The organism is Pleionea sediminis (assembly GCF_007570825.1).
GTDB classification, from domain to species: Bacteria; Pseudomonadota; Gammaproteobacteria; order Enterobacterales; family Kangiellaceae; genus Pleionea; species Pleionea sediminis.
In genome coordinates this window covers 1,470,441-1,483,744 of sequence record NZ_SUNB01000001.1, presented here as the reverse complement: position 1 = coordinate 1,483,744, position 13,304 = coordinate 1,470,441, and the positions used below count along the sequence as shown (strand labels likewise).

The 13,304-nt window shown below is 38.8% G+C and carries 8 protein-coding genes; 5 read left to right on the top strand and 3 right to left on the bottom strand.

Features of this window, described 5'->3' with window-relative positions; translation table 11 throughout:
* Nucleotides 1–10: 10 nt before the first annotated feature.
* Nucleotides 11–772, bottom strand: coding sequence for a class I SAM-dependent methyltransferase (locus FAX86_RS06000; RefSeq protein WP_144392433.1), 762 nt, complete (start codon nucleotides 770–772; stop codon nucleotides 11–13).
* A 76-nt stretch (nucleotides 773–848) separates the two neighbouring features.
* On the bottom strand, nucleotides 849–1,124 hold the full coding sequence (locus FAX86_RS05995; RefSeq protein ID WP_144392432.1) for a DUF2799 domain-containing protein: 276 nt from the start codon (nucleotides 1,122–1,124) through the stop codon (nucleotides 849–851).
* Between the two features lie 287 nt (nucleotides 1,125–1,411).
* Between FAX86_RS05995 and FAX86_RS05990 the strand changes: the two genes are divergently transcribed.
* Genes FAX86_RS05990 through FAX86_RS05980 form a run of 3 tightly spaced genes read left to right on the top strand, consistent with a single transcriptional unit; the run spans nucleotide 1,412 to nucleotide 5,177 of the window.
* Nucleotides 1,412–3,769, top strand: coding sequence for an efflux RND transporter permease subunit (locus tag FAX86_RS05990; RefSeq protein WP_144392431.1), 2,358 nt, complete (start codon nucleotides 1,412–1,414; stop codon nucleotides 3,767–3,769).
* Nucleotides 3,720–4,502, top strand: a complete 783-nt coding sequence (locus FAX86_RS05985) for an outer membrane lipoprotein-sorting protein (protein ID WP_342778943.1) — start codon at nucleotides 3,720–3,722, stop codon at nucleotides 4,500–4,502. Before FAX86_RS05990 ends, FAX86_RS05985 begins: the two co-directional genes overlap by 50 nt.
* Before the next feature lie 30 nt (nucleotides 4,503–4,532).
* Nucleotides 4,533–5,177: a TetR/AcrR family transcriptional regulator gene (locus tag FAX86_RS05980; RefSeq protein ID WP_144392429.1), complete on the top strand. Its 645-nt coding sequence runs from the start codon at nucleotides 4,533–4,535 to the stop codon at nucleotides 5,175–5,177.
* Nucleotides 5,178–5,433: 256 nt separating this feature from the next.
* Here the strand turns inward: FAX86_RS05980 and FAX86_RS22850 are convergent, their stop codons facing one another.
* Nucleotides 5,434–5,613: a DUF6316 family protein gene (locus FAX86_RS22850; protein ID WP_425467769.1), complete on the bottom strand. Its 180-nt coding sequence runs from the start codon at nucleotides 5,611–5,613 to the stop codon at nucleotides 5,434–5,436.
* A gap of 276 nt (nucleotides 5,614–5,889) precedes the next feature.
* On the opposite strand from FAX86_RS22850, the gene FAX86_RS05975 reads away from it, so the two are divergent.
* Both FAX86_RS05975 and pbpC read left to right on the top strand, forming a co-directional pair.
* Nucleotides 5,890–10,827: an alpha-2-macroglobulin family protein gene (locus FAX86_RS05975; RefSeq protein ID WP_144392428.1), complete on the top strand. Its 4,938-nt coding sequence runs from the start codon at nucleotides 5,890–5,892 to the stop codon at nucleotides 10,825–10,827.
* Between the two features lie 80 nt (nucleotides 10,828–10,907).
* Nucleotides 10,908–13,232 carry a penicillin-binding protein 1C gene (gene pbpC, locus FAX86_RS05970; protein ID WP_164503480.1) on the top strand — a complete coding sequence of 775 codons (2,325 nt, stop codon included), beginning with the start codon at nucleotides 10,908–10,910 and terminating at the stop codon, nucleotides 13,230–13,232.
* Nucleotides 13,233–13,304 lie beyond the last annotated feature (72 nt).

Below are 13,304 nucleotides of genomic sequence, written 5' to 3'. Positions count from 1 at the left end.
ATATAGAAACTTATTTTGCAGTGACATACACATCAAATCGGTGCTTTTTCGAGAGGATTTGGTGATCTGGTTTCATATTATTAATAAATGGTGCTTGACCTGGACGCTTAACGACGACTCTTTTTAGAGCTGCACCTAGAGATGCTTTTAGAAGCTGTGCATCGTCTTCATCATTGCCTGCTAGTTGTTTAAAAATGCGCATTTCCTTTTTTACCGCTGCAGACTTTGTTCTTTCTGGAAACATCGGATCAAGATACACGACATCTGGTTTAAGGGGTACAGTTAGGTTCCCTAGTGTATCGATGCTATTACAGTGCTTGACTTGTAAGCTGACTTTTTTAATTTGGAAGTCACCGTTATTTTCGAGTCTTCTAACAGCATCTTTCAGTAAAAAATAAATGATTGGATTGCGTTCATAAGCAGTTACTTGACATCCCATCGATGCTAATAAAAACGCTTCTCTGCCCATCCCGGCAGTAGCATCGATAACGGTAGGCGTTGCATTATTTTTTAAACCAATCGCTTTTGCTAATGGTTCTTTACGCCCGCCTCCATGTTGCGTTCGGTATTTCAAGTTACCCGATAAAAAATTAAAGCTTAGAGAAAAAAAATCGTTTAAAAGAAGTCCGTTTAGTGACAGACAATCATCTTTTTTCACTAAAAACCAGTTTTCATCAGATAGAGAAACATCGTCTACCAATTGAATTTTTCCATAGGGCTGAAATTCATTGGCGAGTTCTAAGGAAGTCGTGTAGAGCTGAGAAAAGGCCATAAAACAAATGTTAATCGAGAATGGCCTTAGTCTATCGCTTTAAGTGGGTTTTAGGAATGCTAAATATCTAAACTATTTATGACTCATCGGCTAGAACTTCTTTTTGATTACAGTCTGTTTGTTGGCACTGCTCGTTTTTTCCTGCTTTAAAGCCCTTAGAGTATTGTTCAGAATCAAAATTTTCGGGCGCTTCGACCACTTTGTGATAATTATTGCGCCAATTTGCCGTATAACCGTTGAGTGCTTCTTGGTAACCTATTTTATACCAATCAGTACTAACGGTATTGCTAGAAGACCAATTCGCGCACCCTCCCAAAATAAGTGCAGAAAGAATAGTTAGTGCCCACTTCATATCTGTTGTCCTAGATTTATTATTGTTGCTATTAATGTAAGTGCAGATAATCTGAAAAATCAAATGGCTTTTGAAATCGAGACTTATCTAAAGCATATCTTATCTATATCACAAAAATATTATGATTCGTATCACAACTTTATAATTTCTGTGTTCAATGTATATTTGACAAACCAACTAGTCTGTTTATATACTCGCTGAAGTCTAAAAATCAACCTAAATCTACTGAACGTTATTTCTAACTGTGCTTTATAACATGTATAGCTCAGTCTGAGGGAGAGACATAAATGTCTAAAACAAAAACAGTTAAGTTTGCTGAGTGGATTATTCGCTGGCGATGGATTGTATTAATTTTATCGGTTTTATCTGTTGCCGGTATGATGACTGGATTTTCTAAGTTCGATTTTAAGAGTGATTATCGAATATTTTTCTCTAAAGAAAATCCAGAATTATTAGCTTTTGAAGAAATGCAAGACACTTATTCGAAAGCTGATAATGTCATGTTTGTTATTTCACCGAAAGATGGAAAAGTTTTCAGTAAGGAAACATTATCAACGATTAAATGGTTAACTGAAGAAGCTTGGCAAACTCCTAGGTCTACCCGCGTCGATTCAATTACTAATTATCAATATACCTATGCTGAAGGCGACGATATGATCGTCGAAGATTTAGTTCTTGATCCAGAAAACTTATCGCAAGCTGATCTCGAGCGAATTGGAAATATTGCTGTTAGTGAACCCCAACTTATTAATCGATTAATTTCTGAAAATAAACAAGTTACTGCCGTTAACGTTACTATCGAAATGCCTGATGATCCTCAAACTAAAGAGGAGAAAGAGGCTGTTATAATTATCGCTAATTTTGTACGTGATTTGGCTGCTCAAGTTGAAGAGAGAAATCCGAACTTAGATGTTCGATTGACAGGCATGATCATGATGAACGTGTCTTTTCCTGAGGCTACCTTGGGGGATTTACAGACTCTTGTACCTATTATGGCTTTGGCTGTTATTCCTTTGTTTATGTGGTTTATGGTTCGAAGTGTTTCAGGTGTTATTACTTCTGTCATTTTAAATGGATTTTCAATTATTGGTGCCTGGGGAATATTTTTCATGTTTGGCGGGTATATGTCGGGTCCTGCTATGAGTACTCCGATCGTTATATTAACGATGGGGGTTGCTGATGCAGTCCATATTCTAGTGACGTTTACCCAACGCATGCGCCAAGGAGATTCGAAATCAGAGGCGATGATAGAATCACTTCGCATCAATATGGCACCTGTTTTTCTAACCAGCTTAACTACGGTTATTGGTTTCTTAAGTATGAATGCTTCAGATGTACCTCCATTACATGATTTTGGAAACATTGTTGCAATAGGTGTTGCTTTAGCATTTGTTTACTCGGTAACTTTTTTACCTGCACTGATTATGGTTTTGCCAGTAAAAGTGAGCGCAAAGGAGCCAAAAGCTTATCACTGGATGGATCACTTCGGTGATTGGGTGATTGCGAAACGTAAAGTTTTATTGCCCGTTGTCGCCATCACAAGCATCGGAGTGATTCTTTTTATTCCGAATAACCAATTGAATGATGAATTTGTTAAATACTTTAGTAAGGAAGTTCCTTTCCGAGCTGATACGGATTATACCAGTGATAATCTGACCGGTATTTATAATATATTTGTCGACGTGAAGACTGGAGAATCGAATGGTATTAGTGATCCAGAGTTCTTAAAAGACATCGAAAATTTTTCAAATGAAGCTAAAACTTGGCCTGAAGTTATTCACGTTGAAACAATTACTAATATTATGAAAAGGCTTAACAAAAACATGCATGGTGACGATCCTGATTGGTACAAGCTTCCTGATCAGAAAGATTTAGCCGCACAATATTTGTTGTTGTATGAAATGTCATTACCTCAGGGGCTTGATTTAACCAATCAGATAAATTTAGACAAATCCTCTACTAGAGTTGGACTAACATTACATAACTTATCTTCTAATGAGCTTTTGGTACTAGAAGACAAGGTTTATGATTGGTTTAAGGAAAATGCACCACAATATGACATTGGTGCTGCAAGTTCTAATATGATGTTTGCACACATAGGTGAGCGAAATATTAAAAGTTCGCTTTCCGGTACTATGATTGCACTAATCTTAATTTCAGTGATTCTCATGTTTGCACTGCGTTCATTTAAGCTTGGTGTATTAAGTTTAATTCCTAACTTGTTACCTGCCGCCTTAGCATTTGGTATTTGGGGAATGTTTGTTGCTAATGTTGGTATGGGACTTTCTGTTGTTGTCGGGATGACACTAGGTATTGTCGTCGATGACACAGTACATTTTTTAAGTAAGTATTTGAGAGCTCGTCGAGAAAAAGGACTCAGTCCTGAAGATGCGGTTCGATATGCTTTTCAAACAGTGGGTATGGCACTCACCGTTACCACAATTGTGTTAGTCGCTGGTTTTTACATAATGACATTATCCGATTTTACTATGAACAGTGAGATGGGAATGATGACAGCGATGACGATTGCTATCGCATTGATAGTCGATTTTTTACTTTTACCACCGTTGCTAATTAAATTAGAGGAAAATGAAAATGCGGAAACTCGTTCTGATTCTAAGCTTGCTGAGTCTACTACCGTTTAATGCTATTGCAGAGACTGCAGAAGAGAAAGGAACTGCAATTGCGAAAGAGGCTGAGCGCCGTAACACGGGTTGGGAAAACTCGAAAGCTAAAATGGTGATGACGCTTATTAGTAAATCGGGTGATAAAAGCGTTCGACAAATTCGAGTCCGCTCGCTTGAAGTTGAAAATGATGGTGACAAAAGCCTAACTATTTTTGATGAACCGAAAGATGTTGAAGGTACTGCATTCTTATCTTTTTCTCATGCAACTGTGCCTGATGAACAGTGGTTATATTTACCTGCTTTAAAAAGAGTTAAAAGAATATCTTCATCTAATAAGTCAGGTCCCTTTATGGGGAGTGAATTCGCATTTGAAGATTTGTCTTCATTTGAAGTTGATAAGTACACTTACAAATATCTGCGTGATGATAAATTAGGAGAGCACGAGGTTTATGTTGTCGAGAGTTATCCAACATATGAACATTCTGGTTATACTCGATTAATCAATTATATTGATAAAAAAGAATATCGTATTATGAAAATAGAGTTTTATGACCGTAAAAATGCATTGTTAAAAGTATTGGAAAATACTGATTACAAAAAGTTTTTAGACCAGTTTTGGCGCGCGACAACAATGACTATGGATAATGTTCAGAAGGGAAAGAAAACAGTCCTGAATTGGAGTGACTATGAATTTAAAACAGGTGTTGATGAAAGCGATTTCAGCAGAAATGCTTTAAAACGTATTCGTTAAATTATAGATGTTTACTTGAGGTACAAAGTAGTGGTAGTTAGAAATCCTGATGAAACTCGAACTAAAATTCTTGATGCTGCATTAGATGAAATTCATTTGCGTGGATTTCAAGGAATGCGTGTCGACCATATTTTAAAACGGACAGGTTTAACGAAAGGTGCTTTGTACCATCACTTTACTAATAAGCAGGCTATAGGGTACGCCATAGTTGATGAAATATTAGGGCAAGACATTATGGAGCGCTGGGTTGGGCCATTAGAAAAATCGGCTAATCCTGTGGTTACATTTATTGAAATCTGTGAAAATGAGCGTGCCGGTAAAAATGCGAGTCAGATAGAAAAAGGTTGTCCAGTCAATAACTTAACTCAAGAAATGTCGCCTATTGATGAAGGATTTCGGGAACGCTTAGAAAAGGTCTATCAGACTTGGACAGGCGCTATTGCTGAATCTTTAGAGCGCGGCATTAATAATGGAGTTGTTCGAGATGACATTCATCCAGAAAAAGTCGCCAAATTTCTTTTAGCGTCATTGCAAGGGATTATAGGCGTTGCCAAGTGCTGTAAAGAAGAGTCGGTACTCGATGATATGGCGGAATGTATGCGGGATTATTTGATTAGTCTTTTATCTCAAGAAGGGCTAAGTCAGGTGGATTTAGATATTCTAAAAGCCTCATAGTATAAAAAAAGCCCCATTTGAAAATGGGGCAATATCGTAAAACCAAAGAGTAATGCTATCTAACTTTGAACAATCGCTGTTCTTACTTTAAACATGAATTGGAGTAAAATTCTGATATCACTCCTACTTCAAGTTTTCAGTATTTGAAAAGGTAACCAGCCTTTTCAATCACGTCTAACAACCAAGGAAATCATTAAACTTACGTTTGTAGACATACAAGAGTTCAGAAAAGTTCAAATAAATCTGAAAAATCTTTTTATCTCACTCCTTTATGCTGGAAATGAGGATTCATGCTTTTAACGTAATTCACCATCTCTAGCTCGGCACTTGTCTGGTCTGGAAAGGGCCCCATGTCGATGCCTTCTCGTGTAGCGAAGAACCAGCTCTTTCCGTGCTTAAAAATTCGATCCCTTTTTACAAGCCTGGTTCTGGACATATAAAAGCCTTAATGTGTTTGTGTGGTGTGGAGCTACTAGACTTCAAAATAATAAATAATCTTATTACTGTCGTCTGTAATCTGTGTCGCAAATTGCTTGTGAGATATTGACGGAAGGAGTGAGACTTAGTTCAGATTCATTTTGTAAAGTAAGCTGAATTAGGTTGGTATTAGGCTCTCGGTGCCAAAACATCAGATTTCTGCCATATTTATTCATCATGAATGCCTATTTTATGGCTAATATGAACAAACTAAACATGAGATAGCGAGTTGCATATGCGTTGGTTAGGAATCCTTTTATTTAGCTTATTAACTGTTGTGAGTTGTAATCAAGAGGGTGAAAAGGACTCTTCTACACCAAATAAAGCAGAGTCACGAATAAAAGGAGTAAATGTCGAGGAGTCTGAGCAATCGAATTTAATGAGTCTTGACGTTTCTAAGTCAGAACTAGACGCTTTAAAAGAAGATTTTTCGACAACACCCTTTCGGGTATTACGAATTGGCGAGCAAATATTTGATGGCGGGCCTGCTTTGGCAGTTACCTTCTCAGTTCCCGTTGATCCTAAGCTTCAGCTAAAACGGTATATTTCGATTAGTACTGACAAACGTGAGCCAGTAAGTGGTGATTGGATTTTAGGTGAAAATCTTAATGTAGCTTACTTTCCTTTTATTCAGCCTGAAACTCGATACCAAGTAAATGTGCAGTCTGGACTGCCCGCGCTAAACGGTAGAATATTGCAACAAGAAGCTCGTCAAACTGTTCTTACATCGAGAAAGCAAGTGCAAGTCCGGTTTGTGAGTCAGGGCGCGCAATTGTCGCCAAAGCTTTCTGATGGCCTGACAGTAGAGGCGATTAATGTTGAAGCGATTGATATCGATTTTCATCAGGTTAAACCTGAACAATTAAATCAATTTCTGCAGGATTATTTAGGAAATTCCTATTATGAGCTCAATCGAATAAAGCAGTACTCGTCATTGGTTTACTCGGCAAGATATGATTTAAATTATCAAAATAACAAGAAGCGTCGCTCTCTTCTACCTTTAAACACCATTCAAGCACTGCAAAATCCGGGTATATTCATTGCGGTTATGAAGCCAGCTGGAGATTATCCTTATAATTATCAGGTTACCTGGTTTTCCGTAAGTGACATTGGATTTCAATTACGCGAATATTCCAGGCAGGTAATTGGTTTTACTCATCAGGTTGAAACTGCCGAGCCTTCCTCAGGTGTGAAAGTCAGTATGTACGATAAAGATGGTCGTATACTGCATGAAAAAAAATCTAATGAGCAAGGATTTGTCACTTTTGATGCCATTAATTTAAAAGCGACAATTGCAACCGCAGAGCGGGACGGACAGTTATCGATTATTAAAATGAGTGCTCCGGCTATGGATTTATCGGAGTTTAAACTGCCCTCTCGCGAACAAAATCCAATGGAGCTATTTCTATATTCACCTCGGGATTTATATCGCCCGGGTGAAGAGGCAGTCGTCAATGGTATTTTAAGAGATAATGACGGACGCCTAATTGAACCACAAGATATTAATGTCGAAATAAAAATGCCCGATGGAAGAAATCACAGCTCTTTAGTATGGCGAGGTGATGCTGCTGCTTTTTATTCTTATCAATTTAGCATTCCAACTTCGGCTGCTACAGGTGACTGGACATTTCGGGCAACGCTCGGTAATGACGATGTGTTTAATTACACAATAAAGGTTGAGGAGTTTTTACCTGAGCGAATGAAGTTATTGGTTACTTCCGAAGAAAAATTTGTCGACAAAAAATCATCCATTAAAATTGACCTCCAAGGTGATTATTTGTACGGTGCGCCTGCCGCAGGCAATCGAGTTCAAGCCACAATCATATCTCGCCAGGCAAGAACAATTTTTGATGAATGGGAAGGATTTCGTTTCGGTATTCATGATTATCGTGACTTTGATTTTGAAAAAGATTTAGATCCTTTTGAATTAGATAACCAGGGTAAAGCGTCGCTAAGCATTGATAACTTATGGTCCAAAGTAACTCAACCAATGCGCGTAACTACACGTGTTAGTTTATTTGAATCGGGCGGGCGTCCCGTTGCCCGGTCGATTAATCACATTGTTTGGCCAAATAAGACACTTATTGGTATAAGGCCAACTTGGGATGGGCCCGTTGCTTCTCCAAACAGCGAGGTATCCTTCGAGCTCATTAATGTCAATCCGGAGGGTAAGTTAGAAAACATTAGTGATATCGATATAACCCTAATACGTGAAGATGCGCAATATTATTGGCAATGGAATGATGGTTGGAACTATCAACAAAGTAGTCGCAATATTCCGGTTTACAATCGAGTTATCAATTTGGAAGAAGATAGTCGTTCGATAGTAAATGTTCCCGTTGACTACGGAAATTATCGGATAGAAGCACGAAATAAAAACAATACCTTACTCGCAAGTTACCGCTTTTTCTCTGGTTGGCGCTGGGATCGTACAAAAGATGGAACGATGGGACGTCCTGATAGAGTTACTTTACGTTGGGATAAGGAGAATTATAAGGGTGATGAAAATGCTAGATTAAAGATTGAGTCTCCTTACGATGGTTTGGCAATTGTTACGGTTGAAGCAAATGAGTTACTTTGGTTTGGTAACGTAGAAGTAAAAGACTCGATTGCTGAAATAAATATACCTATTAATTCGCAGTGGAATCGGCATGATATTTATACGTCCGTTAATGTTATTCGAGCAGGCGATGCGAAACGAAAATACTTACCCAAAAGAGCCGTTGGCTTATTACATTTACCGCTTAATCGAAGTGAGAGAAAGTTAGATGTCGTTATTGAGGCTCCTGAAAAAATATTACCCGAATCTGAATTAGAAACTAAAGTGTCTGTCCCCAATGCTGCGGGTAAAAGTATTAATGTTACTTTAGCCGCTGTTGACACAGGCGTTTTAAGTTTAAGTGCATTTGAAACTCCCAAGCCGCATGATTGGTTTTTCGCTCCCCGAGGTTATAACACAGAAATAAGAGACACATGGGGAGCCTTAATAGAACAGCTATCAGATAAAAGAGCTCGACAACGGTTTGGTGGTGATAGTGATGAACTCAGTCGTGGCGGTGATGCACCACAGAGTGATGTTCAGGTGATTAGTTTATATTCTGGGAAGGTAACGCTCGACAATAATGGCATTGCCACTATTAAACTTAATGTGCCTTACTTTAATGGTGAGTTGAGACTCATGGCTTTAGCATTTTCGGATGAATCATTTGGCCATCAAGAAAAGAAAGTCAAAGTAGCGGCTCCATTGATCGCTGAAGTGGGTATGCCCCGCTTCTTGGCGTTAGGCGATACGTCCAATGCAACTTTTGATGTTCAAAATTTAACTGACGTGAGTCAGACCCTTAAAGTGATAGTGAGTGCTAGTGAGGCACTCGGTGAATCAACTCAGGAGTCTGAAGTGACATTAGAACCACAACAAAAAAAGGTCATTCAATTACCTATCGCAGCTAAGCGTTCATCGGGTAATGGTCAAGTGTCTATTTCAATTACCGATCAAAATGAAAATGCTGATAGCGAGCTCAATTTAAATAGAGAATGGAACCTGGGTTTACGTTCGCCCTATCCCGCTGAACTCCGTCAATGGAATCGCGTGATTCAGCCTGATAAGAAAACTGAACTTCCAAAAGATTTCAATAAAGGCTTACATATCGACTCTCAACATCTTGTCGTAACGATGTCGCCGAAGCCTCCTCTAGATCCTAGTGAACATTTGGCACAACTCATTCAATATCCATACGGATGTTTAGAACAAACATCGTCCCGAGCATGGCCGTTACTTCTGGTAAAAGATGAACAATTAAATCGATTAGATACGTCAAAAGATAAAAAAATCTTAAGAAACAGAAAGAAGTACGTCAATGATGGAATTAGTCGAATATTAAGCATGCAAAGAAGTGATGGTGGCTTTGGTCTATGGAGTAATCAAAGTCCAGAAAGTCATTGGCTTACTGTATTTGCAACAGATTTTTTATTAAAAGCAAAAGACTATGGTTATTCTGTTGATGAAAGTGCAATCGACAAAGCGATGGAAAGATTGCAGCAGTATTTAACAACACAAAGAAAACTATGGTCTGAGAATAATCATTACAGCCAATGGCCGGATCATTATCATGTATCTTATAGAGCGTACGCGGCGTTAGTATTAGCTGAGAGACAGCAGGCAAAACTCAGTGATGTACGTAATTTGTTTGATAAATATCACAAAGATGCAAAGACTCGTTTACCGCTAGCGCAACTGGCGCTTGCTTTGGAGTTAACGGGGGATGTTCGCCGTAGTAATTTGGCTTGGCAAACTACCTTTTCTATGGGTAATCGACCTGAAGGATACCCGGGAGATTATGGTTCGAAAGTCAGAGATATGGCAAAAACGATGACATTGGCCTCTCAGAGCAAACTTGTCAAAGATCCTTGGCAACTGATATTTGATTTACGTGATGAATTAATAGATAGACGTTGGTTATCAACACAAGAGAGATTTTCATTATTCGAATTATCGGAGCAATTAAATCAATCGCCACAATCTACATGGACGGCCATTGTTAATGAATCAAATGAAGAGGAATATTCTCTTAATCAAACGACCGATTGGTTGCAGCACTACATAGCTGAGGAAATTCCAGAAAGCATAACCTTAACGAACACTTCAAATAAAAATATATTTTTATCAATGGCAGTACAAGGCTATCCAATAAAGCCACCAAAGCCCATTCAGGCAGGGATTATGTTGGAACGCTCATTCTATAATACATCGGGAAAAAAGCTGAAACTTGCATCATTAAAAACAGGGGATTTGCTATTAGTTCGAATCGATGTAAGGAGCGAACGCAATCGAAGAATTCCGGATGGCTTGATTGTCGATCTATTGCCTGCAGGTTGGGAGCTAGAAAATCAAAATTTAGAGTCGGCCGTTAAAATGGATACATTGAAAATTGATAACAAAGAAGTAGCGCAATGGATGGCTCAGTCGGAAATTAAGCATCAAGAGTATCGAGATGATCGATTTGTGGCAGCTGTAGACATTCAAGCCAATCGTACAACAACGGTGTTTTATTTAGCTCGAGCTGTGACTCCTGGTATTTATAATATTCCTCCAACATTAGTGGAAGATATGTATCGTCCTTATTTAAGAGCGATTGGAAAGTCAGAGAATGATATGAATATTCAGGAAAATTAAGTTTTACTTCGATGTTTTCATTTTATAAAGAGAACCGTCAATTTATTTATTGCTCTAAATTGATAAAGAGCAATAAACTTTTGGCTTTTTGTGTTTTTTCATTGGTTGCTTTATCTGTAACTTTATTTATCTTAGACAAGCTTCATCCATTAAGGCTTCCTTCGGACAGTGATAGTTTCGCTCAGGTTGTTACCGATGAGTATGGACGTCCATTAAGAGCCTTCGCTGATCGCAACGGAGTGTGGCGTTATCCAGTTACCGTACAAGATGTATCGCCGATTTACTTACAGTCTTTAGTCAATTATGAAGACCGTTGGTTTTATTTACATCATGGTGTTAATGCTGGAGCTTTGGTGCGCGCTATAGGGCAATGGCTGTATTACGGAAAACCGGTTTCAGGCGGTTCTACTATTACAATGCAAGTTGCTCGTATTCTCTATCCACATAAAAAATCGATATCAGGGAAACTTCATCAAATTTTAAGAGCAATGCAATTAGAGTGGTATCTGACAAAACAAGAAATATTGGAGCTCTACTTAAACTATGCGCCTTTTGGTGGTCCCATTGAAGGTGTTCAAGCTGCAAGCTTTACTTATTTAGGTAAGTCGGTAAAAGAGCTTACCCATGCAGAAGCCGCTTTGCTAACCGTGTTACCTCAAGCGCCTTCGCGTTATCGTCCGGATCGACATGTTGATAGTGCGAAATTGGCGCGGGATAAAGTCATTAAACGAATGTATGAATTAAATGTATGGAATCAGCGAACGGTTGAAGAAAGTTTTATAGAGCCGGTAATTGCCCAATACAACTCTGCGCCACGTTTTGCTCCGTTATTTTCGCAACGTATGATACAAAAGTTTCCAAATCAACAGTTGATTCAAACTTATATTGATCGAGATTTACAAAGATCCTTAGAACATTTGCTTAGAAATTACATAACAAGTTTTCCAAAAAAAACCTCTGCGTCTCTGGTTCTACTTGATAATGATTCTATGGCAGTAAAAGCCTATCTTGGTACGGCTGATTTTGCCAATCGCGATCGATTTGGACACATTGATATGGTGCAAGCAGTCCGATCACCTGGCTCGACTTTAAAACCATTTCTTTACGGATTAGCAATTGATGAGGGATTAATTCATGAACAATCCATGTTGTTGGATGTTCCGCTCGACTTTAACGGTTATCAACCTGAAAATTTTACTCGAGGTTTTTCTGGTGTAGTGTCAGCACGACAAGCTCTACAGCGCTCGTTAAATGTTCCTGCAGTACAGATATTGGATGCCTATACGCCAAAGTTATTTTATTCGCATGTACTAAATGCTGGTATGTCGCTTCAATTGCCCAACATGGCAGAACCAAATTTATCGATGATTCTCGGTGGTGTCGGTGGGCGGTTAGATAATTTAACCCAAATGTACGCAAGCTTTGGTCGAGAAGGAAAAACAAAAGATATTCAATGGATAAAAAATCAGAAAGAAAACTTTAACATTGAAAGAAAAATGATGAGTCAGTCCGCAGCATGGATAATCGGTAATATCATGCGCGAAGTACCACTTGATATATCAAGCCGCCATGCTGTTTTTGAGTCGCCAATTAAACGAAAAATAGCTTTTAAAACAGGAACGAGTTTTGGTTTTAGAGACGCCTGGGTTTTTGCGGTAAGTGATAAACTTACATTAGGTATTTGGATCGGGCGTCCTGACGGTACGCCTTTGAATGACAACTATGGTCGAAGAAACGCTGTGCCCTTGTTGAGACAGGTTTTGCAAATTTTGCCTCAGTCGAAATTAACGGTAGTGAAAAAGCCACAGTCTGTTACTCAACATTCCGTTTGTTGGCCGCTTGGGACGCTGGAGCAGTTACAAAATAAAAGTTGGTGCTTAAAAAAACTATCAGCCTGGCTCAAGAATGACCAAGCTCCAATGAGTTTGCCTGAACCAGGTAGGCGGAAATCGGCATCAATTATAAAAAAAATTCAACTTAATAGCCATAATCGGCGAGTCAGTGCGCAATGCAATGATGTTGTTAAATCAATGCAAGAAATTGCTCTTTGGCCAGATAGAGCCGAGCCTTGGTTACCGCTTCATTGGCGTCGCGAAGTGATGCTTCCGCCTCTTTCAAAGGCTTGTTCTTCCTATGATCGTGATCATCAGCTCCAAATTCTGGGGGTTGATAACGATAATATTCTCTACCCGACGCCGGGTGCTGACACTGTCATTGCTCTGAACGTAAAGTTACTCGGTGGGCGTGGTTATGCTAATTGGTTTTTGAATGGCAAGTGGGTTGGCAAAACGAACTCTCCGGAAGACGAGTTAAAAATGACGTTGTCATTAGCGGGAGAGCAGCATTTAAGCGTTATGGATGAGAGTGGTCAACAAGCATCCGTCCATTTTGATGTTGGTCGATAGCAATATTTGAGATATAGATTTATTGCTCTGCAACAATATCCTTTTTATCTATAAGGGAATAAGTTGTTGAAT

Coding starts and splice junctions, on each gene's coding strand:
- FAX86_RS06000 (WP_144392433.1), bottom strand. CDS start 772: ATGGCCTTTTCTCAGCTCTACACGACTTCCTTAGAACTCGCCAATGAA.
- FAX86_RS05995 (WP_144392432.1), bottom strand. CDS start 1,124: ATGAAGTGGGCACTAACTATTCTTTCTGCACTTATTTTGGGAGGGTGC.
- FAX86_RS05990 (WP_144392431.1), top strand. CDS start 1,412: ATGTCTAAAACAAAAACAGTTAAGTTTGCTGAGTGGATTATTCGCTGG.
- FAX86_RS05985 (WP_342778943.1), top strand. CDS start 3,720: ATGCGGAAACTCGTTCTGATTCTAAGCTTGCTGAGTCTACTACCGTTT.
- FAX86_RS22850 (WP_425467769.1), bottom strand. CDS start 5,613: ATGTCCAGAACCAGGCTTGTAAAAAGGGATCGAATTTTTAAGCACGGA.
- FAX86_RS05975 (WP_144392428.1), top strand. CDS start 5,890: ATGCGTTGGTTAGGAATCCTTTTATTTAGCTTATTAACTGTTGTGAGT.